At 72.0% G+C, this 23,072-nt stretch carries 22 protein-coding genes and 2 pseudogenes; 5 read left to right on the forward strand and 19 right to left on the reverse strand.

Annotation, left to right across the window (positions count from 1 at the left end; all coding sequences use genetic code 11):
* Positions 1-116: 116 nt before the first annotated feature.
* From AMYTH_RS0129945 to AMYTH_RS0129965, 4 genes are all read right to left on the reverse strand, one after another.
* Positions 117-929, reverse strand: a complete 813-nt coding sequence (locus AMYTH_RS0129945; protein ID WP_051362856.1) for an IclR family transcriptional regulator — start codon at positions 927-929, stop codon at positions 117-119.
* Between the two features lie 37 nt (positions 930-966).
* Entirely contained in the window at positions 967-1,398 is a 432-nt protein-coding gene (locus AMYTH_RS0129950) for a L,D-transpeptidase (protein WP_027933341.1), read from the reverse strand.
* A gap of 743 nt (positions 1,399-2,141) precedes the next feature.
* Positions 2,142-3,626, reverse strand: a complete 1,485-nt coding sequence (locus tag AMYTH_RS0129960) for an aldehyde dehydrogenase family protein (RefSeq protein ID WP_027933342.1) — start codon at positions 3,624-3,626, stop codon at positions 2,142-2,144.
* Between the two features lie 10 nt (positions 3,627-3,636).
* Positions 3,637-4,734 carry an MFS transporter gene (locus AMYTH_RS0129965; RefSeq protein ID WP_027933343.1) on the reverse strand — a complete coding sequence of 366 codons (1,098 nt, stop codon included), beginning with the start codon at positions 4,732-4,734 and terminating at the stop codon, positions 3,637-3,639.
* A gap of 496 nt (positions 4,735-5,230) precedes the next feature.
* Between AMYTH_RS0129965 and AMYTH_RS0129970 the strand changes: the two genes are divergently transcribed.
* Entirely contained in the window at positions 5,231-6,166 is a 936-nt protein-coding gene (locus tag AMYTH_RS0129970) for an ArsR/SmtB family transcription factor (RefSeq protein ID WP_027933344.1), read from the forward strand.
* Between the two features lie 21 nt (positions 6,167-6,187).
* Positions 6,188-6,826 carry an MBL fold metallo-hydrolase gene (locus AMYTH_RS0129975; RefSeq protein WP_027933345.1) on the forward strand — a complete coding sequence of 213 codons (639 nt, stop codon included), beginning with the start codon at positions 6,188-6,190 and terminating at the stop codon, positions 6,824-6,826.
* Here the strand turns inward: AMYTH_RS0129975 and AMYTH_RS0129980 are convergent.
* Complete coding sequence (locus AMYTH_RS0129980; RefSeq protein WP_027933346.1) at positions 6,745-7,491, reverse strand: DUF2334 domain-containing protein; 747 nt, start codon at positions 7,489-7,491, stop codon at positions 6,745-6,747. The genes AMYTH_RS0129975 and AMYTH_RS0129980 overlap by 82 nt on opposite strands.
* 96 nt (positions 7,492-7,587) lie before the next feature.
* On the opposite strand from AMYTH_RS0129980, the gene AMYTH_RS0129985 reads away from it, so the two are divergent.
* Entirely contained in the window at positions 7,588-8,505 is a 918-nt protein-coding gene (locus AMYTH_RS0129985) for an SDR family oxidoreductase (protein ID WP_027933347.1), read from the forward strand.
* Here the strand turns inward: AMYTH_RS0129985 and AMYTH_RS0129990 are convergent.
* The 5 genes from AMYTH_RS0129990 to AMYTH_RS0130010 all read right to left on the reverse strand — a co-directional run bounded on the left by AMYTH_RS0129990 (position 8,496) and on the right by AMYTH_RS0130010 (position 13,466).
* Positions 8,496-9,461, reverse strand: a complete 966-nt coding sequence (locus AMYTH_RS0129990; protein WP_027933348.1) for a helix-turn-helix transcriptional regulator — start codon at positions 9,459-9,461, stop codon at positions 8,496-8,498. The genes AMYTH_RS0129985 and AMYTH_RS0129990 overlap by 10 nt on opposite strands.
* 786 nt (positions 9,462-10,247) lie before the next feature.
* On the reverse strand, positions 10,248-11,672 hold the full coding sequence (purB, locus tag AMYTH_RS0129995; RefSeq protein ID WP_027933349.1) for an adenylosuccinate lyase: 1,425 nt from the start codon (positions 11,670-11,672) through the stop codon (positions 10,248-10,250).
* On the reverse strand, positions 11,669-12,259 hold the full coding sequence (locus tag AMYTH_RS0130000; RefSeq protein ID WP_027933350.1) for a TetR/AcrR family transcriptional regulator: 591 nt from the start codon (positions 12,257-12,259) through the stop codon (positions 11,669-11,671). Before AMYTH_RS0130000 ends, purB begins: the two co-directional genes overlap by 4 nt.
* 18 nt (positions 12,260-12,277) lie before the next feature.
* Entirely contained in the window at positions 12,278-12,964 is a 687-nt protein-coding gene (locus AMYTH_RS0130005; protein ID WP_027933351.1) for a hypothetical protein, read from the reverse strand.
* Complete coding sequence (locus AMYTH_RS0130010) at positions 12,957-13,466, reverse strand: SigE family RNA polymerase sigma factor (protein WP_027933352.1); 510 nt, start codon at positions 13,464-13,466, stop codon at positions 12,957-12,959. Before AMYTH_RS0130010 ends, AMYTH_RS0130005 begins: the two co-directional genes overlap by 8 nt.
* A 126-nt stretch (positions 13,467-13,592) precedes the next feature.
* On the opposite strand from AMYTH_RS0130010, the gene AMYTH_RS0130015 reads away from it, so the two are divergent.
* Positions 13,593-14,606, forward strand: a complete 1,014-nt coding sequence (locus AMYTH_RS0130015; RefSeq protein ID WP_157360809.1) for a threonine aldolase family protein — start codon at positions 13,593-13,595, stop codon at positions 14,604-14,606.
* Positions 14,603-15,181 carry an HAD family hydrolase gene (locus tag AMYTH_RS0130020; protein WP_027933354.1) on the forward strand — a complete coding sequence of 193 codons (579 nt, stop codon included), beginning with the start codon at positions 14,603-14,605 and terminating at the stop codon, positions 15,179-15,181. The genes AMYTH_RS0130015 and AMYTH_RS0130020 overlap by 4 nt, the downstream gene beginning before the upstream one ends.
* On the opposite strand, the gene AMYTH_RS0130025 is transcribed toward AMYTH_RS0130020, so the two are convergent.
* The 9 genes and pseudogenes from AMYTH_RS0130025 to AMYTH_RS0130060 all read right to left on the reverse strand — a co-directional run bounded on the left by AMYTH_RS0130025 (position 15,178) and on the right by AMYTH_RS0130060 (position 23,041).
* On the reverse strand, positions 15,178-15,363 hold the full coding sequence (locus AMYTH_RS0130025; RefSeq protein WP_027933355.1) for a hypothetical protein: 186 nt from the start codon (positions 15,361-15,363) through the stop codon (positions 15,178-15,180). The genes AMYTH_RS0130020 and AMYTH_RS0130025 overlap by 4 nt on opposite strands.
* 96 nt (positions 15,364-15,459) lie before the next feature.
* Entirely contained in the window at positions 15,460-16,647 is a 1,188-nt protein-coding gene (locus AMYTH_RS0130030) for a pyridoxal phosphate-dependent aminotransferase (protein WP_027933356.1), read from the reverse strand.
* A gap of 525 nt (positions 16,648-17,172) precedes the next feature.
* Positions 17,173-17,388 (reverse strand): annotated as a pseudogene (locus AMYTH_RS48160) (transglycosylase SLT domain-containing protein); the annotation flags it as partial.
* Between the two features lie 1,671 nt (positions 17,389-19,059).
* A pseudogene (locus AMYTH_RS50585) lies at positions 19,060-19,359 on the reverse strand (WXG100 family type VII secretion target); the annotation flags it as partial.
* A gap of 1 nt (position 19,360) precedes the next feature.
* On the reverse strand, positions 19,361-19,705 hold the full coding sequence (locus AMYTH_RS45945) for a hypothetical protein (RefSeq protein ID WP_063630515.1): 345 nt from the start codon (positions 19,703-19,705) through the stop codon (positions 19,361-19,363).
* Between the two features lie 67 nt (positions 19,706-19,772).
* Positions 19,773-20,504, reverse strand: a complete 732-nt coding sequence (locus tag AMYTH_RS0130045) for an ESX secretion-associated protein EspG (protein WP_027933358.1) — start codon at positions 20,502-20,504, stop codon at positions 19,773-19,775.
* Positions 20,501-22,057, reverse strand: a complete 1,557-nt coding sequence (locus AMYTH_RS0130050) for a PPE domain-containing protein (RefSeq protein ID WP_051362857.1) — start codon at positions 22,055-22,057, stop codon at positions 20,501-20,503. The genes AMYTH_RS0130045 and AMYTH_RS0130050 overlap by 4 nt, the downstream gene beginning before the upstream one ends.
* 8 nt (positions 22,058-22,065) lie before the next feature.
* On the reverse strand, positions 22,066-22,647 hold the full coding sequence (locus AMYTH_RS0130055) for a DUF3558 domain-containing protein (protein WP_027933360.1): 582 nt from the start codon (positions 22,645-22,647) through the stop codon (positions 22,066-22,068).
* On the reverse strand, positions 22,631-23,041 hold the full coding sequence (locus tag AMYTH_RS0130060; RefSeq protein WP_027933361.1) for a type VII secretion target: 411 nt from the start codon (positions 23,039-23,041) through the stop codon (positions 22,631-22,633). Before AMYTH_RS0130060 ends, AMYTH_RS0130055 begins: the two co-directional genes overlap by 17 nt.
* Positions 23,042-23,072: the final 31 nt, after the last annotated feature.

Below are 23,072 nucleotides of genomic sequence, written 5' to 3' on the forward strand. Positions count from 1 at the left end.
GCGGTGCCGGCTCCCAGCCGGCACCGCCGCGGGTTCTGAGGTGGTTCCTCGCGAGGACAGCGCCGACGTGGTGAACCGGCGTTCATGAGGAGGCGATCCCACAGCGAGGGGCCGCCTCAGGTTCCGCTACCTGCACCGCCGTGTAAGCCGTGATCAGCAGGATCTCGAGGGCGGCCGCCGAGGCGCTGGGAGAGCTCGGCGGCGCCCTCGCGGACGAGTTTTTCCCAGCGGCGCCAGGACTCCTGGTCGTGGCGCGAGGTCGGGATGGAGATGCTCATCGCGGCGACCCATTCGCCGCGCGAGTCCACCACCGGCGCGGCCACGCAGCCGGCGTCCGGATTGGACTCGCTGCGCTCGTGCGCGACGCCGGTCACGCGGACCGCGTCCAGCTGGGCGAGCAGCTCCGGGCGGGACGTGATGCTGTGCTCGGTGAGCGCGGTCAGCCGGTGTCCCTTGAGGCGGCGGCTGACCTCCTCCCTGGGCAGCCCGGCGAGCAGGACCTTGCCCACGGCGGTGCAGTTGGCCGGCAGCCTGCGGCCGACCGCGGAGATCAGCCGCACCGAGTGGGTCGAGTCTATTTTGGACACGTAGACGACCTCGAGCCCGTCCAGCACGGCGACGTGCACGGTCTCGTCGCACTGCGCCGCGACCCGCCGCGCCACCGCGTCCGCCTCGACGCCGAACTCCAGCCGCTGCTGGTAGCGCGCCCCCAGTTCGAGCAGCTTCGGCCCGAGGCGGTACATGGTCTCCTCGCCTGCCTGGCGGTCCAGGTACTTCCGGGCGACGAGGGTGGTCAGCAGCTCGTGTGTGGTGGAGCGGGGCAGGCCCAGGCGCTCGACGATCTCGGTCGCGGACAGGCGGACGTGTTCGTCGAGGAACAGTTCCAGGATGTCCGCGGCCCGGAGCACGGCCGGTACGAGACGGGGCATGACCGCACGATACCCCGCCTCGTCCGAAATACCGGACTCAGTTCACGACTTCGACGATGTCACCCGTGCGGAGGGTCTGGTAGAAGGCCTTCGCGTCGGCGTGCGAGAGGTGCACGCACCCGTGCGACTGCTCACGCAGGCTGCCCTCGTGGAACGCCACCCCGGTGGTCGTGAAGAACACCGCGTACGGCATCGGGGCGTCGTAGGCCTTGCTGTAGTGGTCGATGTCGCGGTACTGGACCTTGAACGTGCCCACCGGCGTCTCGTGGCCGGGTTTGCCCACGGTGACCGGAACCGGTCCGCGGGTCACCTGACCGTTGTTCGTCAGCCAGGCCTGGTTGGTGTGCAGCCGCAGGCACGCCTTCGCCTGCGGGCTGCACGGTGTTTCCGCTGCTTGCGCGGCGGGAGCGGCGATCCCGATCGAGCCGAGGAGCGCCGCTCCGGCCGCGATACCGATGATCTTTCGCATACGGATGGTTACCCGATGACGAGAAGTTCACTCATCCTGTTGATGGGTGCCCGCACCGGTGGTTGCGATCGCGGGTTGCGTCGGTTGCGTTCAGGCGGCACAGGGTTGCGCAACAGTTCTCCAGCCACAACACGCCATGCTCGGAATCGAAGTTGGCACGTCAGCGGGTTCTTATCTTCATTCTATCTCCACTTTGAATGGAGATATGTGCCATACTGTGCCTACTGGAAACGCAACCGGTGTTGCGGTCTTCCGCAACACCGGTTGCGTTGTTCGTTTTCAGAGAGGATGGGGCGGACATCTAGTTGATGCCCGCCCCCGGATGGCCTGCTCAAAGCAGGCAGTGCGGCAGGACGAGCGGCAACTCGTCCCGGTGAAGGACCAGCAGGGCCACGAGGAGAACGATCCATCGGATCTCGCCTCTGGTCCTGTTGTTCCACCGCCGCAGCCTGCACACCGCGCACATGCACGGCGGAGGAGCCTTCCCGCGCCGATCTCTCGGCATAGTGAGATCCTTCCGAATGCGAGGGCAGCCGCGCGGCTGCCAGTGGCCCCGAGAGCAACTCGCGGGGCCTCTCGACCTGAAATTCAGCTCGAGAGGTTCAAGTGGCACTCGTCCGATCTCCGCGCAAACCATAATGCGAAACGCCCGGAGAAAAGCCGCGACGCGCGGATAAAACACGACGCGCCTTGGAGTCCGACTCCAAGGCGCGTCACGAACAGGTGAAATGTCGGCGAGGGCGTCAGCGCTTCCGGCCGTACAACCCCGTGACGAGCTTGCTCACCAGTTTGTCCGTCTTCTCGGTGCGCGCGAAGGTCGTCAGCTTGATCGGCACCGCGAAGCGCTGGCGGGCGACCGCCTTCGGGCGCGCGAACTCGCGCAGGCCCTCCGGCCCGTGGATCCGCCCGAACCCGGAGTCGCCGACCCCGCCGAACGGCAGCGACGCGGCCCCGGCGAACGAGAACGGCGCGTTGATCGAGATCATCCCGGCCTTGAGCCGCTGGGCCAGTCGGGTGGCGTTGGCACGGGAGAACACCGTCGAGCCGAGCCCGTAGACCGTCGCGTTGGCCTTTTCGACCGCCTCGTCCATGTCGCGCACCTTGGCGATCGTCATGGTCGGGCCGAACGTCTCCTCCCGCACCGCGGCGGAGTCCTCCGGCACGTCGACCAGGACGGTCGGCTCGACGAACCGGTCGCCGACCGCGTCCGCGCCGCCCGTCAGCGCCCGGCCGCCGCGGGCCAGGGCGTCGGCGATGTGCCTGCGCACCACGTCCAGCTGCGACGGCATGGTCATCGGGCCGTACTGCTCGCCCGGCTTCACCCCGCGGGTCAGCGCGACGACCTTGTCAACGAACTGGTCGTAGACCCGCTCGTGCACGTACACCCGCTCCACGCCGATGCAGGTCTGCCCGGAGTTGGAGAACGCGCCCCACACGGCGGCGTCGGCGGCCGCGTCCAGGTCGGCGTCGGAGTCGACGATCAGCGGGTCCTTGCCGCCCGCCTCGATGACCACCGGCGTGAGGGTCTCGGCGGCCGCGGCCATGATCTTCTTGCCGGTCGCGGTCGAGCCCGTGAACGCGATCTTGTCCACGCCCGCGCCGACGAGCGCCGCGCCGGTCGCGCCGAAGCCGGTGACCAGCTGCAGCACCGGGTACTCGGGCACCACCTCGGCGAACGTGTCGACCAGCCACTTCCCGACGCCGGGGGTGTACTCGCTCGGCTTGAACACCACGGCGTTGCCCGCCGCGAGGGCGTAGGTGATCGAGCCCAGCGGCGTGTAGACCGGGTAGTTCCACGGCCCGATCACGCCGACCACGCCCAGCGGCTGGTACTCGACGGTCGCGGTGTGGTTGGACAGCAGCAGTCCGGCCGAGCGGCGTTTCCGGCCCAGCACCTTGCGCGCGTTACGGGCCGCCCAGTGGATGTGTTCGATCGCGAGCACGGCCTCCAGTTGCGCGTCGCCGGCGGGCTTGCCGGTCTCCTTGCTGACGACGTCGCACAGCTCGGCGAGGCGGTGGGTGATGATCCCGTTCCAGCGGCGCAGGCGGTCGGCGCGGCCCTCGAACCCGAGGCCTGCCCACCAGCCTGCGGCGCTCCGCGCGGCGGCGACCGCGGCCTGGACGTCCTCCGCGGTGTGCACCGGGTAGGTCCCGACGACCTCGTCGGTGGCCGGGTTCAGCGAGTCGAACGTGTCCTGGACGGCCGGCTTCGGCTCCACGGCGGTCATCCTTGGCCTCCTAACTACTGTTCAGTAGCGCCAGCATGGCACATGCGCAGGCCGAGCTCACTACCCCGAGAGTGGGCGCCAGCGACAACGGCAGCACGCCGACGCTCAGCGACCCCAGCCCGAAGCCGGTCGCCTGCACGACGAACGCGGCCGAGAACCCCTCCGCGCGACGGCCCTCCGGCAGCAACCGCTGAAGCCGCACGGACGCGATGGTCAACAGCGGCCCGGTGCCCCCGCCGACCAGCGCCGCTCCGGTGAGCAGCCCGGCCCACCCGAGGTCCGCAGCCAGCACCGAGCCGCCTGCGACGAACCCGGCCAGCGCCAACGCTGCCTGCCGCCGTCCGGCGGGTGGCCGTCGCCAGGCGAAGACCGCGCTGCCCGTGATGCTGGCCCCGCTCAGCACGACGATCACCACCGCGGCCAGTGCCGGGTCCGCGCCGAGCCGTTGGACCAGCGGCAACGGCGCGACCTCGACGGTCGCGAGCAGGTGGCCGAGCGCGAACAGGCACGCGAGCCACGGCAGTGCGTTCCGGACGGGCAGTTTCGCCGCCCTCGGCGGGGCGGGCGCGACGACCCGCGGCACGGCCAGCGCGGCGGCGAAGTAGGCCGCGGCCATGGCGGCGAGCGGGACGAGCGCGCCGGCCGGGTTCAGCGCGGCGACCAGCAGCGGCCCGGCGATCAGGACACCCTCGAATAGCATCGAGTCGATCGCGACGGCGCGCGGCAGCCGATCGTCCGGCACGACGGAGCCGAGCAGGGTTCGGAAGCCGCCGGACAGCCCGCCGACGACCAGCCCGGGCACGACGACCAGCGCGACCAGCAGCCCGTGGGATTCGGCCCCCGCGGCCACGACGAGCGCCGCCATGGCCGTGCCCGCGGCGAGCAGGAGGAGCACCAGACCGCGGGGCACGCCGATCCGGTCGAGCAGCCGCCCGCACGGCACCGCCCCGACGATCTCGGCCCCCACGAGCACGGCGACCATCACCCCGCCGAGCCGGTAGGACCCGGTGACAACGGCGGCGACGGACGTGAAGGCGAGCGGCCCCATGGCGATGGGCAGGCGGTAGAGCTGGGCGCCCACGGACCAGCGCCAATACGCGCGATTCACCTGGATCTCCTTGGTGGTGTTTGGTTCCGGCCCCGGTCGGAAGGTCCACTTCTTCCGGACCGACCCCGTTAGCGGCGCCGGCCGTGCGCTTGATCCGGCTGGCCGGCCGCCGGGCGGGCCCGGCTCCCGGTGCTCCGCACCTCCAGCGGGAGCCCCCTCGCACGGCGAGCCGTCGCGCGGCTCCGGGCGAATTCCCCACCCGGCTTCGGCTCGGCCACCGCCCCGGTGCCGGGGCACCCCCGTCCCGGCGGCTGGCCGCCATGCCCCGCCGGGGCCGCCCCCGGCCCCGGCCGACGCCCCGGCCCCGGGTGAGCCCCACGCGGCTTCGGCTCGGCCACCGCCCAGCACCCAGGCATCCCGCGCCCCGGCGAGCCACCCACCCGAGCGCTGCCCGCCCAGCGGTGCCACCCCATCTGCCCCGATCCGCACCCTTCCGACTGTTCCGCCGCCCCTCCCGGATCCATACTGATTCGGAAATCCCCGAAAGTCGGCCGCCATGATCGAGTTGGTTCTCACCGCCGCGAGCCCGGTCCGCTTCGGCATCTCCCCGCTGGAGGAGGCGCTCGGCGCGGTCCAGGTCGGGCTCGGCCTGCGCGCACACCCCGCGCACCCGCCGTGGCTGACCGATGCCGACCTGCCGATCGCCGAGCTGCGCAGCGTCCTGTCCGGGCGCCGCTACATCACCGACTTCCTCAGCCCGCCACCGGACGGCCCGCATACCACCGCCGAGGCGCAGCTGGACCGCATCCGCCGCACGCCGCCGCGGCAGGTCGCCGCCGAGCTGGCCATGGTCGACGCCGACCTCAGCGGCCTGCCCGCCGACCCGGCGAAGGCCCGCGACCTGCTCGCCGACCAGATGGCGCTCGTCTGGTCCGAGCTGGTCGCGCCGCACTGGCCGCGGATGCGGGACGTCCTCGCCGCCGACATCGCCCACCGCTCCCGCCGGCTCGCCGACGGCGGTCTGCCACTCGTCTTCGCGGACCTGCACCGGCGCGTCCGGCTCGTCGACGGCACGGTCCTGGTCGAATCCCGGTCCCGGGAACGGGTCCGCCTCGGCCGTCGTGGCCTGCTCCTGCTGCCCGCCGTCTTCGCCTGGCCCGGCGTCGGCGTGGTCACCGTGCCGCCCTGGCAGCCCGCGCTGCTCTACCCCGCCCGCGGTGTCGCCGCGTTGTGGGGCGGCCGTCCGGACCACGACGCCCGTCTCGCCGCGGTGTTCGGCCGCACCAAGGCCACCGTCCTGCTCGCCCTCGGCGAGCCGCTGTCCACCTCCGCGCTCGCGGGCCGGCTGGGTCTCGCGCCGAGCACCGTGTCCGCGCACGTCACCGCGCTGCGGGAGGTGGGGATCCTCACGTCGGCGCGATCCGGACATGAGGTCCGGTACCGCCGCAGCGATCTTGGCGACGCGATTCTGGCGGGCCTAGGCTGGTCCTGAACCCACGCGGAGGAGCACCTGATGCGAATCGTCCATTTCGGACACGCCTGTGTCCTGCTGGAGACGGAAAACGCGCGGATCCTGCTCGACCCCGGCGCGTTCTCGGAGGGTTTCGAGGGCGAGCGCGAGCTGGACGCGGTCCTGATCACCCACCAGCACTTCGACCACATCGACAGCGAACGCCTGCCGGTGCTGCTCGAAGCCAACCCGGACGCGAAGCTGGTCGTCGACCCCGGTTCGGCGGAGACCGTGCAGAAGCTGGGCCTGGAGTTCCAGGTCGTCAACCCGGGCGACGCGTTCGAGGCGGGCGGCGCCGCGGTGAACGTCGTCGGCGGGCAGCACGCCGTGATCCACTCCGACATCCCGGTCATCCCGAACGTCGGCTACATCGTCGACCACGGCGCCTTCTACCACCCCGGCGACTCGTTCTTCGTGCCCGAGCAGAAGATCGACGTGCTCGGCCTGCCGACCGGCGCGCCGTGGCTCAAGGCCGGCGAAGCCGTCGACTACCTGCGGGCGGTCGCGCCGCGCGTCGCAGTGCCGATCCACGAGGCGGTGCTCGCGAACCCGGCGATGCACTACGGCTTGTTCACCAACCTCGCGCCGGAGGGCACCGAGGTGCGCGCGCCGACGCGCGGCGAGGACATCAAGCTCCCGTAGGTCGTGCCGAAGGCCCGGTTCTCCAGCGCGACGTCGACCGCGTCGAGGAAGGCGTGCCGGAGACCGGGCCGGGCGAGATCGGCGGCGTCGATCCCGAGGCGCACGAGACCACCACGTCGCGAGGCCCGTGCCGAGGCGAGCACGAGCGCGAACGCGCGCACGGTCTCCGTCCGGTGGTTGTGCGCCGCGAACGACTGCACCCGCGAGCGGTGCACGGTGCGCGTGCGCAGGTCATGCACCGCGGCGAGGTCGGCGCACAGCGCGAAGTGCTCGCCCGCCGCGGCGAGCGTGCCGGGCGAGGCCAGCCACCGCGGCGGCGCGAACCCGTCCGCGCCGAGGCCGAGCTTCTCCAGCGCGGCCTTCGCGGCGATCATCCGCAGCCGGGCCTCGTGCGCGGGCAGGCCGGCGAACTCGGCCTTGCGGTGCAGGCTGACCGCCCGGTGGCTGGGCGGGATGCGGTGGTCGTAGCCGTGCAGCAGGAGACCGTCGCCGCGGCCGGTGCGCTCGCGGACCCAGGTGGTGACGGCGTGTGAACCCTCGGTGCGCGGCGCGAAGAGGAGGGACAGGGGGACGTTTCGGCGGTCCAGCTCGGCCGCGAGTTCGGCGCAGCGGTGCAGCGTCCGAGGACCGATGCCGGACAGCGAGACCAGCAGACGGGCGTCCATGTCACCCACCGCACCAGATCGTCATGACGAACCCCTTACCCGCGGGTGACGGCAACCATGACGGGATCTGACAGGGTTCACCGACACGGTGGACGTATGAGCAACGAACTGAGTGGGAAGGTCGCCCTCGTCGCCGGTGGCACGCGCGGGGCGAGCCGGGCGATCGCGGTCGAGCTGGGGCGCCGGGGCGCGTTCGTGTACGTCACTGGGCGGACCTCCGGTGAGCACCGGTCCGAGGTGGGCAGGCCGGAGACCATCGAGGGCACGCTGGAGCGGATCACCGACGCGGGCGGCAAGGGCGCGGCGATCCGCGTCGACCACCTCGACCCGGAGCAGGTGCGGGCCCTGGCCGAGCGGGTCGACCGCGAGCAGGGGCGGCTGGACATCCTGGTCGACGGCATCTGGGGCGGCGACGGGTACATCGGGTGGGGCGAGGCGGTGTGGGACCTGCCGCTGGAGCACGCCCTGCGGTCGATCCGGCTGGGCATCGACGCGCACATCATCACGAGTCACTTCCTGCTGCCGCTGGTGATCCGTAACCAGGGCGGGCTGGTGGTGGAGATGACTGACGGGACCGAGGAGTACAACTCGCGGTTCCGTGAGGGCACGTCGATCGGGTTCTACGTGGCGAAGGCGGCGTCGCACAGCATCGTCAAGGCGGAGGCGCACGACCTGGCCCCGCACGGCGCGACGGCGGTGGCGATGACGCCGGGCTGGCTGCGGTCGGAGGCGATGCTGGAGCACTACGGCGTGACCGAGGAGAACTGGCGGGACGCGCTCGCGAAGGAGCCGCACTTCTGCATCTCGGAATCGCCGGCGTTCGTGGGCAGGGCGGTCGCGTCGCTGGCGGCCGACCCCGAGCGGCACCGGTTCCACGGGCAGACGTTGAACAGCGGGCAGCTGGCGAAGATCTACGAGTTCGACGACGTGGACGGCAGCAGGCCGGACGGCTGGCGCTACGTCGTGGAGGTCCAGGAAGCGGGCAAGCCCGCGGACCCGACCGGCTACCGGTGACGGTCGGCCATCCGCCGTGCGGCGTCGGCGAACAAGGCTCGCACGGCGGGTGGCTCGACGACCTCGACGTCGGTGCCGAGGCCGAGCAGCATGCTCGCCGCGATGGCTGGTTCTTCGAGGTCGACGGTGACCTCGACCCAGCCCTCGGGGTCCGGTGGCCCAGCCGCGTCAAGGGCGGCGATGGCCAGGTCGGCGTCGAGGATCTGCGGGAGGCGTTTCACGCCCCAGCGGGACAGGCGCAGGCGGACCGGGTGGCGTTGCAGGGAGCGTTCGAACTGGGTGGAGGAGCGCTGCCACCAGCCGGCGAGGTCGAAGTCGGCGGGCCTCTCGAAGCGCTCGTCGGTGAGCTCGACGGCGGTGACCTTGCTGACGCGGTAGGTGCGGATGCTGTGCTCGATGCGGGCGACGAGGTACCAGACACCGGCCTTGAGGACGAGGCCGAGCGGTTCGAGGAGGCGTTCGACGGTGTGGTCGCCGCGCCGGTAGGTGATCGCGGCGCGGCGCTGCTCCCACACGGACTGGGCGATGGTCGCCAGGTGCTCGGCGTCCTCTTCGGACTTGAACCAGCCGGGCGCGTCGAGGTGGAAGCGCTGGGCGAGGTGCTGGGCCTGCTCCCGCAGCGGGGCGGGGAGGGTGGCGCTGACCTTGGCGTGGGCGGCGGAGACGGCGGTGCCGAGACCCAGCTCGGCCAGCGCGCGGGGCACGCCCATCGCGAAGATGGCGACGGCCTCGCGGGAGGTGAGCCCGTCCAGCCGGGTGCGCCACCCCTCCACGAGCCGCACGCCGCCGTACCGCCCGGTCTCCGTCCACAGTGGAACACCAGCGGCCTGCAGGGCGGCGATGTCGCGGTGCATGGTGCGCTCCGAAACGCCGAGCGCCTCGGCCAGCTCGGGGACGGTCGCGCTGCGCCTGCTCTGCAGGGTGAAGAGCAGGGCAACCAGACGTTCCGCGCGCATGCCCCCGATGATGCCGGAGATGCCGACGTGGGGGTGGTCGTGGTGGCAGCACGGCCGGGCGGGTGGTTGGGCAGGTGGTTGCACGCGGCCGCGCGGCGATGAATGGTCCGTTCATCGCCGCGTCAGTGGTCACCTCGCGGGTGCGTGAGGGGGCGGTTGGTGGGTGGGCGAGGTGCGCTTGTGGCGGGGCTGGTGAACGGTCCGTTCATCGGCGCTTGAGTGAACATGTCGCGGGTGCGTGAGGGGGCGGTTGGTGGGTGGGCGAGCTGCGCGCCGGTGGGGTGGTGAATGGGCCGTTCATCGGCGCTTGGGTGGGCATCTCGCGGGTGCGCGGAGGGGTATGTCGTGGAGGCGCGAGTGTGCGTGTCGCGACTGCGTGAGGTGCCCATTCGCGCTGATGTGGGTGGGCTGTTCGTCGGGGCCTGCGTCGTTGGTCCTCTCGCGGAGCGGCGAGAGGCGCATCTCGCGTTGCGATGAATGGACCGTTCACGCCATCGCTTCCGATCGGCCACCCATCACCGTGCGAGATGCCCGTCCGCGCTGGCGCGAACGGGCCTTCCATCGGCACGAACGGCCCTTCCATCGAGAGGCAGCGCTACCGCGCCTCGCGGGCAGCGCTACCCGCTTCGCGCTACCCGCTTCGCGCTACCGCGCTTCGCGCTACCGCGCTTCGCGCTACCCGCTTCGCGCTACCCGCTTCGCGCTACCCGCTTCCCGAAGCGCCGGCGCACCCGCGCACCCCGCGCACCCCGCGCACCCTCGCAAACACCACCACCAACCCGGCGGTCAGAGGATCGGCTGCGGCACGTACTTCGAAGCCTCCGGGAACCGCTCCAGTACGTCCTCCACCCGCGCCACCACGGCAGCCACCTGAGCCGGCGCCACGCCGGTGAACGAGATCCGGTCGGCGAGCAACTGCTCAAGCCCGGCGCGGTCCAGCGGCACCCGCGAATCGGCCGCGAGCCGGTCCAGCAGGTCGTTGTCGGCGCCCTTCTCGCGCATCGCCAGCGCCACCCCGACCGCGTGCTCCTTGATCGCCTCGTGGGCGGTCTCCCGGCCGACCCCGGCCCGCACCGACGCCATCAGCACCTTCGTCGTCCCCAGGAACGGCAGGTACCGCTCCAGCTCCCGCGCCACCACGGCCGGGAACGCGCCGAACTCGTCGAGCACCGTCAAGAACGTCTCCAGCAGCCCGTCCAGCGCGAAGAACGCGTCCGGCAGCGCGACCCGGCGCACCACCGAATCCGACACGTCCCCCTCGTTCCACTGGTCGCCCGCCAGCTCGCCGATCATCGACAAGTAGCCACGCAGCACGACCGCCAAGCCGTTGACCCGCTCGCACGACCGCGTGTTCATCTTGTGCGGCATCGCCGACGAGCCGACCTGCCCCGGCTTGAACCCCTCGGTCACCAGCTCGTGCCCGGCCATCAAGCGAATCGTCTTCGCCAGGCTCGACGGCGCCGCCGCCAGCTGCACCAGCGCGGACAGCACGTCGAAGTCCAGCGACCGCGGGTACACCTGCCCCACGCTGGTGAACGTCCGCGAGAACGCCAGGTGCGCGGCGATCCGGTTCTCCAGCTCGGCCAGCGTCTCCGCGGAACCCAGCAGGTCCAGCATGTCCTGCGCCGTCCCCACCGGGCCCTTGATCCCGCGCAACGGGTACCGCCCGATCAGGTCGTCCAGCCGGTCGAACGCCACCAGCAGCTCGTCCGCGGCCGTCGCGAAGCGCTTGCCCAGCGTCGTCGCCTGGGCGGCCACGTTGTGCGACCGGCCCGCCATCACCAGCTCCGCGTGCTCGGCGGCCAGCGCCGCCAGCCGCGCCAGCACCGCGGCCACCCGCGAGCGCACCAGCTCCAGCGACCGCCGGACCTGCAGCTGCTCGACGTTCTCCGTCAGGTCGCGCGACGTCATGCCCATGTGCACGTGCTCGTGCCCGGCCAGCGCGTTGAACTCCTCGATGCGCGCCTTCACGTCGTGCCGGGTGACGCGCTCCCGCTCCGCGATGCTGCCGAGGTCGACCTGGTCCAGCACCCGCTCGTAGTCCTCAACGACCCCGTCCGGCACCTCGACACCCAGGTCGCGCTGGGCGCGCAGCACCGCGATCCACAGCTCGCGCTCGAGCTTCACCTTGTTCTCCGGCGACCACAGCGAGACCAGCTCGGGAGAGGCGTAGCGACCGGCGAGGACGTTGGGGATCTGCGGTTTCGTCACGACCCAAGCTTAGATAGCGCGCGAGCGAGCCTCGCCCGCGCCACCGCTCGCGGATCCGGATCCACCTCGATCAAGGCGTTGACCACGGCGCCGTCGACGAGCGCGATCAGCTCCTCCAGCCGGTCCCGCTCGATCACCAGCCCGGACCGGGCGAAGATCTCCGTCAGCAGCTCCCGCAGCTCCGCGCCGAGCGCCCGCATCAACGGCCGCAGGTACGGCCGCCGCCCGGTCGCCACCAGCCGCTCGTACCGCAGCAGCACCGCTTCGTAGCCGGGGTCCTCGCCGAGCAACTGGTCCAGCACCAGTTCCACGACGCTGTCGATGCGACGGTGCTCGGTCGGCAGGTCGTCCAGCTGCGCGTGCCCCTTCGCCAGCTCGGCGCGGCCGTGGTGCTCGGCGGCGGCGCTGATGAGGTCGTCGAGCGAATCGAAGTAGTACGTCGTCGACGCCAGCGGCAGCCCGGCCCGCTCGGCGACCGCGCGGTGCCGGATCGCGTCGAAACCGCCTTCGACCAGCAGCTCGGCAGCCGCCTCGATGAGGGCGGCCCGCCTGCGCTCACCCTTCGGCGTGCTCGCTCCGGACGTCATGGCCGCCCATCTAACCAGCTAGAACCTCCGCGCGAGCGCGGTGGCGATCTTCGGGACGTCGTCCGCCAGCGGCGCGGCGCTGCCCGGGGCGGGCACGCTCAGCACGATCACCGTCCCGCCGCCCGCGGTCAGCCGCTGGTCCACGACGGCGCCGTCGGCGAGCTTCGCGAGCTGGACGCTGGCCCCGGGCGGCAGCACGGTCGCCGACACCGAACCGCTGCGGCCGTTCTCGGTGACGCCGTACCTCGCGGTGCGCGAGCCCGGCGTGCACACGTCACCCGCGTCCGGCCCCGTGATCCCGGTGGCCGGGAGCTCGCCAGCGAGGGCGGTGGCGAGCTCCCGGTCCACCTTGTCGCACCCGGAGGTGCTGTCGGCCCGCGGGCCGTTCTCCCCGGCGCCCTCTCCTCCCTGCATGGCGGAGGGACCGGAAAGCTGGGGCACAGCGGACGGGAGACGCCCCGGCGCGTTAGCCGGTTGCTCCTGCCCCTGGACTTGATTCGATTGAGTGGTCCGGGACTGGACGAACCCGGCGATTCCGGCGCCGAACAGGGCGAAGACCACGCAGAGTGACGCCACCGCGAGCGTCGTGCGCCGCCGCGTGGTGACCCGCGCCGACGCCGTCCGCACGTCCCGCACGTCGAACCCGGCCGGGGGCGGCTCACCGGGCGCGGACCGGAACAACTCCGTCAGCTCTCGCTCATCCACCGGCTTCCACCTCCTCGCCCAGCGCGTCGCGCAGGTTCGCCAGCCCCCGAGCGGTCTGGCTCTTCACGTTCCCCTCGCTGCAGCCGAGGACCTTCGCGACACCGGCCACGTCCAGCCCCTCGAAGTACCGCAGGACCAGCACGGCGCGCTGCTTCGGCGGCACCGCGCGCAGCCCGGCCAGCAGGTCCGCGCGCGTGGCGACCTGGTCGTCCATCCGGGCGCCCGCGGGCTCGGGCTCGGGCAGCTGCTCCACGTGCCGCTCCCTCCGCCAGGGCCGTCTCGACTCGTCGATCGACGCCCGGACCAGCGTCTTCCGCACGTAGGCGTCGGTCGCGGCGCGATCCCGGATGCGGTTCCACTTCCGGTGCAGCGCCACGAACGCCGTCTGCGCGAGGTCGTCCGCGCGGTGCCAGTCGCCGCAGAGCAGGTACGCGGTCCGGCGCACGGAGTCGCGTTTTGCCGCGAAGTACTCCGCGAAGTCCCGCTCGTCACCCTCGTCCACGCGCTAAGGCTCTCCGCTCCGACGTCTCGGCGTAAAGACGGAACTGCGACGACGGTGGGTTGCACCTTCTTGAAGATCATCTGAACGGTGTGATGTGATCTGACTGTGACCTCCGCAGCCACCCAGTTGATCGACTTCCGCTCTGACACCGTCACTCGTCCGGATGAGCAGATGCGCAGAGCGATGGCGTCCGCTGAGGTCGGCGACAACGTCATCGACGTCGACCCGACGGTCCGCGAGCTCGAGGAGCGCGCGGCCGCGGTCCTCGGCATGCCGGCGGCGCTGTGGACGCCCAGCGGCACGATGGCCAACCTCATCGCCCTGTCCGTCCACCTCAAGCGCGGCGACCGGTTCCTCGCCCCGAACAACGCGCACGTCCTGAACAACGAGCTGGGCTCCGCCGCCTGGCTCGCCGGCGGCATGCCGGAAGCGCTGCCGCACGACGGCGGCCCCGGGCGGCCCAAGCCGGAGACGGTCGCGGCGGCCATCGGCACCCGCAGCGGGCCGTACTACGCGCTGCGCACGACCCTGCTGTGCCTGGAGAACACCCACAACGCGGCAGGCGGCGCGGTCATCCCGCCGCACGAGCACGCCCAGCTGCTGTCCACCGCACGGCAGGCCGGGCTGCAGGTCCACCTGGACGGCGCCCGCGTCTGGCACGCGGCTGTCGCGCTCGGCCTGCCGCCCGCCGCGCTGACCGTGGGCGTGGACAGCGTGTCCGCGTGCTTCAGCAAGGGGCTGGGCGCGCCGGCCGGGTCGGTCGTCGCGGGCAGCCGGGAGTTCGTGGAGCGGGCGCGCCGGATGCGGCAGATGCTCGGCGGCGGCATGCGGCAGATCGGGGTGCTCGCCGCGGCCTGCCTGGTCGCGCTGGACCGGGTCCCGGACCTCGCCGCGGAGCACGAGAAGGCCCGGCGGCTGGCCGACGGGCTGCGTGAGCTGGGCTGGCAGGCCGACACCCCGGAGACCAACATCGTGCTCGCGCCGGTCGCCGACATCGCGGTGACGCTGGAGTCGCTGCAGGCCCAGGGCGTGCTGGCGCTGCCGATGGCCGGCAGGGTGCGATTCGTGCTGCACCGGGACGTCTCGCCGGCCGACGTGGACGAGGCGCTGCGCCGCATCAAGGCCGGTGGTCACCCGTGACCGGGTGGGTGGTGTTCGACTACGGCGAGGTGATCTGCGGCCGGACGACCGCCTTGCCGGATCTGGCGGCCACGCTGGGTGTGCCGCTGGCGGAGTTCGAGCCGCACTACTGGCGGCTGCGGGACGCCTACGACCGCGGCTGCGCGGACCTGGAGTACTGGGGCGGGGTCGGCGAGGCGCTCGGCGTGCCCGTCGACGAGTCCACATCGGAGCGGCTGACCGAGATCGACATCCGCGGCTGGTCGGACGTGCGGGAGTCGTCGCTGGAGCTGCTGGCCGGGTTGAGCGAGGCCGGGGTGCCGCTGGCGCTGTTGTCCAACGCGCCGTCCTCGTTCGCCCGGTTCGCCGAGCGGCAGGACTGGATGCGGCACTTCCGCGTCCGGGTGTTCTCCGGCGACGTCGGTGTGGCCAAGCCGGACGCGGAGATCTTCGAACTGCTCGTCGCCCGCCTGGGCGTGCCGGCGGGCGACTGCGTCTTCTTCGACGACCGCCAGTCCAATGTGGATGGCGCGCGGGCGGCCGGCCTGCGCGCGCACGTGTGGGACGGGGCCGACGCGGCGCGCGCTCTGCTCTAGGGGCGGATCTGCTTGCGCTCCTTGTTGTTCTTGATCGCGTTGTAGGCCGCGGCACCGAGGAAGCCGACGCCGCCGATCAAGGCGATCCACAGGATCGCCTTGAAGACGAACCCGATCACCGAGCCGATCACCATGAACGCGAGCCAGGCGACGAGCAGCGCGCCGACGATCTTCCAGAACATGGCATTCCCCTCCGGTTGTGCCACGCGGGCTCGTTCGGCCCGCTACGTGCAGCCTGGCACGGTTTCGTGCCGGGACGCCCGCGTTCTGGTCAACGTTCAGGGAAAACTGGGGGTTCCCCCGGAGAGCCACCGGCCCAGGCGCGCGACCCCCTCGGTGACGTCGGACTCGGAGCCCGCGAACGAGAACCGGACGAACTTCCCGCCGTCCACGGGGTCGAAGTCGATGCCCGGGGTGATCGCGACGCCGGTGTCGGCGAGCAGCCGCTGGCACCAGCTCAGGCTGTCGGTGGTGTGCTCGGAGACGTCGACGTAGGCGTAGAACGCGCCGTCCACCGGGGCGACGCGGGTCAGCCCGATGCTCGCGAGGCCGTCCAGCAGCAGGTCGCGGTTGCGCCGGTAGTGGGCGACGTGCCCGTCCAGCTCGGCGTAGGACTCCGGCTCGAACGCGGCGACGGCCGCGTGCTGGGCGAGCGCCGGGGCGCAGATGTTGAGGTTGCCGGTGAGCACGTCGACCGCGCGGTGCAGGCGCTTCGGGGCGAGCATCCAGCCCAGCCGCCAGCCGGTCATGGCGAAGTACTTGGAGAACGAGCCGAGCACGATCGATTCGGTGGTGGACTGCCAGGCGCAGCCGAGCTCGGTGCCGTAGGAGATGCCGTGGTAGATCTCGTCGCTGATCAGCTGCACGCCGCGGGACGAACACCAGCCTGCGATGGCGGCGAGCTCGCCGGGCGGCAGCGCGGTGCCTGCCGGGTTGGTCGGGCTCGCCACGATCAACCCGTCGAGCGGACCGAGCTCGTCGAGCAGGTCGACGGTCGGCTGGAAGCGGGTGCTCTCGTCGGTGGCGAACTCGACGACCTCGCAGCCGAGGGCGGACAGCAGGTTGCGGTAGGCCGGGTAGCCGGGCCGGGCCATGGCGACGCGGGCGCCGGCGTCGAAGGCGGACAGGAACGACAGCATGAAGCCGCCCGAGGACCCGGTGGTGACGATGACGTCCTCCGGGCTGACAGTCATCCCGTAGCGGCGGTCGTAGTGCCCGGCGATGGCTTCGCGGAGCTCGGGGATGCCGAGCTGGACGGTGTAGCCCAGGTTCTGGTCCTGTAGAGCGCGTGCGGCCGCCTCCAGGACCGGCTTGGGCGCGCCCGCGCTGGGCTGCCCCGCGGCGAGGCTGACGACGTCCCCGTGGGTCCGCTGCCGGGCGGCGGCCGCGGAGAGCACCTCCATGACGTGGAAGGGCGCGACGTCCGCCCGCTTGGCCGGACCGGGAAACGAGGCTGAGGCGACCATGGGCTTCAGGGTAAGTCGGGCATCGTGGCGCACCTCTTGGTGGCCCACAGCGCGCCAACCGCCGCCCGGCAACGAAACGCCACCGACTACCCCAACCAGACCTCCCCCGCCCCCGATCCACAGCCGATCTTTAGTCGCCGACCAGGGTTGTCAAGGCACGCTTTCCCGCCTTGACAACCCTGCTCGGCGACTGAAACACAATCAGGGAGAGGGGGCGGGGGTGGTCGAAAGGTGACCGTTCGGCGCCGTGAGGCGCTTTTTCCGCGCGAAGGCGCGGGTTTAAAGATCAAAAGAAGTCCTCGCCGGACGGGCAGGCTCCGGGATGACAGAAAAGCACTTTGGCTCACCTTGAGTGGGTGGCTGGGTGGTCATCCCGTCGCCTTCCGGTTTGTGCATATCACCTTGAGCCAGGGCCGCAAGGTTGGCATGTCAACTCACGCGGGCGCGGAGGTTGCGGCCCTGGCTCAAGGTGATCGCGCCGGTGTCAGGCGACGGGATGACCACCCAGCACTGTTTGTTCGCGGGCTAGTAGCCCTGGTAGCCGCCGCCTGCGGCCATCGCCTTCAGGCCGGGATGCCCCTCAAAGCCGCCGTACCTGCTGAACGTGTACCGCACCCCGGCGATGATGTTGTCGACCGGGTTGTAGATGTCGTCGTGGCCGGGCAGTTTGTGCGCGTTGAACGTCGAGTCGATGCACTGCATCAACCCCTTCGACGGGTGTCCCTTCTCGGCGTTCGAGTTGCCCGTGAGGAAGACGTGGTCGCCCTCGCGTGCCGTCCACGTGCCGAGGTCCGTCGTCACGCACCACACGTCACCGCGGCCCGCGTCCCCGGTCTTCAGGAACGCGCCGGTGATGATCGGGGTGTTGAGGTGCAGCGACGCTTCGGCCTGCCACGTCTCCGGTTTCGTCGCGCGCCGGGAGTGCAGGACGCGGGGGCGCTTGCCCGACAGGTAGGCGGCGAGCGTCGCGGCTTCCAGCACCGTGCCGGGTGCCTGGTAGACCACCACGCGGCCGGCCGTCACCGTGCCTTCGGCGTCGACGAGCGCGTCGAGCCACGCGGTGCGCTGCTCCGCCGACATAGCCAGCACCTGCCGGACCGCGTCCGACTTCGGGTGGCCCGCCCGCGCGAGCAGCTCGCGAGCGTAGCCGGGGTCGAGCCGGAACTGGTGGCGCGGCCCGCAACCACCTCGGTCGTCGATGTACACGGCGTGGGGCACCCCGGCCAGAAGCTGACGCAGCTTGGCCACCATCGGCGGCTTCGACTGTGCGATCGACATGCTGGGCCGGTGCCGGCGGGTCTCCACGTGCCCGTCGCCGGCGATCCAACCCAGGATGGCGGCCTCGCGTTCGGTGACGTCCAGACCGGACGGCGTGTCGGCCGGTGCGGCGAGCAGCAGCCGGTCGCGGCTGGTGAGTTCGCCGCTCGTGACGAACCTGCCTTCGGTGGAGTGCACGTTCCGCTGGGCGCCTGTCGCGATGTCGTGAACCTTCCGGCGGTGCACCGCGACCCCGTTCGCCGGTTGCACCCGGCCGCGCGGCTCCCAGCCGCATTCCGGGCAGCGCACCGGCAGGTCCGGCCGCGTCACGTGCACGCGGGGGAAGCTCAGCCAACGGTGGTTGGGCGTCGTGCGGGCGGACCAGCGTGAGTTGTGCAGCCGGACCAGCGGGGCGTCCGCGTGGTGCACCACCCGCGTGATGCGCGTCCACCGGCTGCGGCCAGTCTCCCGGTCGTATCCGATCGTCTCGTCGCCGATCCGGACGTCGTCGTGCTTCAGCCAGCCGCGGCGGGTCAGGATCATCGTGTCCAGCGGGACGCAGTCCCAAAGGTTGATTGCGTTTGGATTGCCGCCCGACTCCTTTTCGATGATCGTCCAGATCTTGTCGATGTCGGCTTCCGTGACCGGCACCCCGGCGGCCTGCAGGATGCGGATCGCCTCTTCGATCCACTGCCGCACGTTTCCCGGGGGCTGGCTGTTGGGCGGTCCGCCGCTGGGGCCCAGACCACCTCCGCCCCGCGAGCCGCCACCGCCACCGCCGCCGGAACGCAGTCCGCCGGTCCTCTTCATCGTCTTCGGCTTGCCGCCCAGCGGGGGCACCGACGCGTACCCGCCCTGGACCTCCTTGCGCACCAGGCCCATCACCCGGTTGATCTGCTCGTTCGCGCTGCCCAGCAGCCCCTGGATCTGGTCCCGGGCGCCGGCCGCGATGCCGCTCGTCTTCTGCGCGTTCGCGGCCATGATTTCGGCCGACGTCGGCGAGGGCATCGTGGCGCCCGGTTTGCCCTCGCGCACCTCGCGTTCCATCGCCTCGGCCGCGTTCGCGTTGGTCACCGCGTCGCTGTTGGCCTTCTCGATGTCCGTCTGCGCCTGCTGCCGGATCGTGTCGATCCGGCCCTTGACGTCGGCCAGCGACGTCTGCAGGCCGGACAGCTCCCGCGCGACCTCGTCGAGGTGGTCGTTGACCTTCTTGCCCGCGTCGCCGATCTGCTTGACGTAGGCGAAGAACGCGTCGGCCGCGGGACCGGTCCACGTGCCGCCGCCCAGCGCCGCGGTCGCGTTCCGCAGCGCCACCGAGTGGTCCGCCGAGTCCTTCGACGCCTGCGTGAACTGGTCCGCGACGGCCTGGATCCCCGCCGGGTTCAGCTTCTCGACCTGCTGCGCGCGGGCCACCACGTCGTTCCATTCGGGCGGCATCCCGGGTGCGGCGACCATGTCAGACCCGCAGGCTTCCGTCCTTGACGGTCACGCTGTCGCGTGCCGCGTCGTCGGTCTCGCGCAGCGCCCGCGCCGCGTCGCGCAGGGCGCTGCCGGTCGACGTCATCAGCTCGGCAGCCGCGTCGAACTGCTTGTGCACGCCGTCGCGCAACGACCCCAGCGCGTCCACCATGCCGTCCGACGGGTGCTCGCCCGGCTCCAGCTCGTCCGGGCGCTTGATGGCCCCGAACGGGTTCTCCCCGGTCACGCCCGTGACCTTGTCCTTGGCTTTCTTGAACTGCTCGTGGATGGCCTCGACCTGCCCGGCCACGTACTCGAGCGAATCCGGATCACTCTCAGGCACGTCGCTCACTGTAGGACGGTCGTCGCAGCCTGTACGCGGTTTCGGTCAAGTTCCACCATCCGGTGGTTCACACCTCGTCGAGCAGCTCCGCGACCCGGCTGACCAGCAGCTGGTTGTCGGCCGGCGCGACCGTCGCCCAGTCCTGCCCGCCCACCTGCAGCAGGTACCGGCCCGCGTCGGTGTCGTAGAACGCGACCACCCGGCCCGCGCGCCGCCCCTCCCGCTCGGCGCCGAACTGCCCGCGCGTGGTCATCCCGACCAGCATCCCGGCCAGCTCCTGCGCCTCCCACAGCTCGACACCCCGGTCCTCCAGGGCCGTGACCAGCGACTTCGGGTCGCCCTTCGCGTCCGCGTCGGCCGCCCGCAGCGTGCTGTGCGGCAGGCTCACCGAGTGCCCGACGCCGGCCGGCTGCTCACCGGCCACCGACACCGCCGACTCGGCCAGCGCGTTCGGCCGCGCCGGGATCAGCCACACCTCGCCCGAGTCCACCACCGCGAGCAGCGCCTGGCTGCCGTTGGTCACCGCGAGGCCGCGGATCTCCCGGTCCGTCCACACCCACACGTCGATCGCGACCTGCGGGTTCGCCAGCAGCGTCGCCATGTCGACGATCTCGCCCACGGCGCGCTGCCCGCGCGCGAGCCCCCGTTCGGCGAGCATCTCCCAGGCGCGGCCCGCGAGCTGCCGCCGCTCGGTGTGGGTGCGGCCCGCACTCGGCACCCGCAGTGCCGGGTGGGCGCGGGGCAGACGCAGGCTCTCCCACAGGACGTCGAACTCGAGCGTCGTCAGGACGAGGCTCATCGGTCGCCGATCGTGTCCGGTGAGACGTCCCGCCGGTCGGTGAACAGGTCGTTGTCGTCGACGCCGAAGCGGCGGACGTGCCCAGCGTCCTCCTCGCCGTCCTGGGGCGCGGCGGGTTCCAGGATCGACCGGGTGGTCGCCGAGTCGGGGGTGTGGCCGCCGCGCCGGGCGAGGCGGGCTTCCTCCTCCTCGGGCAGGTCGTCGGAGGGGATCTGGTGAATGCGGTTGCCCGCGGTGTTTCGTCCGACTCGGCTCTGCCGTTCGCCCTCGCCCGCCAGCGCGCCGCTCGCCCCGGCCGCGCCGAGCGCGGGGGCGGCTTCGGCGAGCCCGCTGAGCCCGGAGGGCGCCCGCACGGCGGCGAACCCGGGGCCGACCGCGTTGGGGGAGGTGGTGGAGGGCGGCATGGCGCCCGCGGAACGACCCCTGCCGAGCGCTTCTTCGGCAGGTGTTGCTGCGCTGAACCCGCTTCCCGGGTTCCCTCCGGGAACAGCAGCGGAGCGACCTCCTGCACCGTGGACCTGCCCGGCGCCCGGTTGCCCGGTGGAGCCGGGCCGGGCGCCTACGGCGGAACCAGTGTTGGGAAGCGCCCGCCCGCCGGTCGCGGCGCCGGACTGGCCACCGGCGGTCTTCGATTCGGGCGGGCCCGACGCCCGGCGTTCGCCGGCGAAGCCAGCTCCGCCGGGGGAACCAGCGCCGCCGGCAACTGATCCGGTGGGCGCGGTCGCAGCGGGGCGTCCAGCGGTCGTCCCACCACCCGCGCCCGTGGGGGCGACACCGGCGATCGGGGCGGCACCCGCAGCCGGAGCGGCAGGCACGCCCATCGGCGGTGTCGGGGTGTCCACTCGCGCCGGCGTCACGTCCTTCGTGCCCTGGGCCTGGGTCGGCGCGGTGTCCGGCAGCGATGGCACCGGCGCCGACGACCCGCCGATCCCCGCCACCACACCGGTCCCCGGCGCGGACAGCAGCGAGACCGGCGCCGGTGCGTCCACAGTGGACGTCGAGCCGAGGTAGTTGCCGCTGTCGTGGGCGTAGGCGTTGAGCGCGTCCACCGCCTGGGCCTTGGCCTCCTCGGCGGTGCGCACGTCGGCCGCGTGATCGGTCTCGAACCCGAACAGGCTGAACACCGTGTCGCCGAAGGTGTAGCCGCCCGCCTTGCGCAGGTCCTCCGGCGCGGGCAGCTTGTTCCTGGTCCGGGTGAAGGCCTCGGCCTGCTCGTACATCATCTGCGCGGCCTGCTCGACCTTCGCCGTCGCCTCACCGGAGAACCCGGCCTCCCGCGCGACGACCGAGGACGCCTGCCCGGCCGCGCGGCTCTGCCACTCCACGCCGAGCGCCTTCAGCTGGGTGCGCAGCGCCTCCTCGGTATCGGCGAGCGCGCCGGAGATCGACTTCAGCGCCTCGACGGCCCCGGTGATGCCCGACGGGCCCGCGCCGTCCCGGAACTTCTCCACCACCTGCGCGAGCTGCTCCGGCTGGTAGCCGTCGAACCGCTGGTCGCGCAGCTTCGCCACGAGCGTCGGGATGTCGTACTTGCTGCTGTCGAACGTGGCCACGCCACACCTCACTTCAGCGTTTCGAGCGTCTGGACGGCCAGCTTCGCGACGTTCGTCGCCATGTCGCACAACTGCTGCTGGGTGAACGAGCGGTCGTCGGGCGCCATCTGGGCGCGCAGCGTCTGGCCCGTGGCGACGCCGACGAGCGTCTCGCAGTCCTGGATCCCCTCGCTGGGCGCGTAGTTCACCAGCGCGGGGAACCCGGGCACCGCGACCGGCTGCTGGACCATGCTGGTCCGCCGGTGCGCGCCGGTGCGCCAGTCCTCGATGTCGGCGTTGCCGATGACCTCGAGGTAGTACGTATACGTCGGCGGCCTGGCGTCGACGTCGAAGGCGCAGGTCGGGCCGTCGCGCCGGCTGTCTTCCGGCAGCCTGCGGGGCGCGCCGTTTTCGCCGAGCTGGTCCAGCTGGGCGGACGTGAGCAGGGCGCACGGGTCGGCGTCCCGCAGCGGCAGCTCGCGTTGCCGGGCGGGCAGTTCGGGCAGCTGACTGCTCGGCCGCGTGGCGGGTCCGGCGACCCCGGACACGGTCGACGTGCAGCCGGACACCACGAGCGCGGCCGCGACGACCGTCCTAGGCAGGGCCGGCACCGCGGTCCCCCAGCGCGATGACCTTCTCCTCCTCACCGGCCTGGTAGGCCTGCGCGGCCTGCCGGAGCTGCGCGGCCAGGTCACGCAGGTTGCGGACGTAGGCCTGCACGCGCGCCGCGTAGGAGTCCTCGCCGCGGGCCACCAGCCGGTTCCACGCGTCGGTGGCGGTGGTGCTGATGACGTCCTCGGCAGGCGTGGTGATGTTGAGGTCGATCAGCTTCTGCCGGATGCGGTCGTCGAGGGCGTCGGCCTGCTCGTTGACGACCTGCGCGACCAGCAGCACCTTGTCCGGGTCGACCCGCAGGTCGTGGGGCACCGACGGCACGGTCGCGCCGAGGGCGCCGAGCGTGGGTGCGAGACCCTGGCCGGCGCCGCGCAGGTCGTCCTCTGCCACAACTCACTCCCCGGGTACGGACGGTAACCGA

The sequence above is a fragment of the Amycolatopsis thermoflava N1165 genome (assembly GCF_000473265.1).
Taxonomy (GTDB): domain Bacteria; phylum Actinomycetota; class Actinomycetes; order Mycobacteriales; family Pseudonocardiaceae; genus Amycolatopsis_E; species Amycolatopsis_E thermoflava.

Bases quoted from the DNA above. Each gene is read 5' to 3' on its own strand.
- AMYTH_RS0130045 (WP_027933358.1), bottom strand. From the start codon at position 20,504: ATGAGCCTCGTCCTGACGACGCTCGAGTTCGACGTCCTGTGGGAGAGC.
- AMYTH_RS0130030 (WP_027933356.1), bottom strand. From the start codon at position 16,647: ATGGTCGCCTCAGCCTCGTTTCCCGGTCCGGCCAAGCGGGCGGACGTC.
- AMYTH_RS0129985 (WP_027933347.1), top strand. From the start codon at position 7,588: ATGAGCAACGAACTGAGTGGGAAGGTCGCCCTCGTCGCCGGTGGCACG.
- AMYTH_RS0129950 (WP_027933341.1), bottom strand. From the start codon at position 1,398: ATGCGAAAGATCATCGGTATCGCGGCCGGAGCGGCGCTCCTCGGCTCG.
- AMYTH_RS0129945 (WP_051362856.1), bottom strand. From the start codon at position 929: ATGCCCCGTCTCGTACCGGCCGTGCTCCGGGCCGCGGACATCCTGGAA.
- AMYTH_RS0130025 (WP_027933355.1), bottom strand. From the start codon at position 15,363: ATGTTCTGGAAGATCGTCGGCGCGCTGCTCGTCGCCTGGCTCGCGTTC.
- AMYTH_RS0129980 (WP_027933346.1), bottom strand. From the start codon at position 7,491: ATGGACGCCCGTCTGCTGGTCTCGCTGTCCGGCATCGGTCCTCGGACG.
- AMYTH_RS0129970 (WP_027933344.1), top strand. From the start codon at position 5,231: ATGATCGAGTTGGTTCTCACCGCCGCGAGCCCGGTCCGCTTCGGCATC.
- AMYTH_RS0129990 (WP_027933348.1), bottom strand. From the start codon at position 9,461: ATGCGCGCGGAACGTCTGGTTGCCCTGCTCTTCACCCTGCAGAGCAGG.
- AMYTH_RS0130000 (WP_027933350.1), bottom strand. From the start codon at position 12,259: ATGACGTCCGGAGCGAGCACGCCGAAGGGTGAGCGCAGGCGGGCCGCC.
- AMYTH_RS0129960 (WP_027933342.1), bottom strand. From the start codon at position 3,626: ATGACCGCCGTGGAGCCGAAGCCGGCCGTCCAGGACACGTTCGACTCG.
- AMYTH_RS0129975 (WP_027933345.1), top strand. From the start codon at position 6,188: ATGCGAATCGTCCATTTCGGACACGCCTGTGTCCTGCTGGAGACGGAA.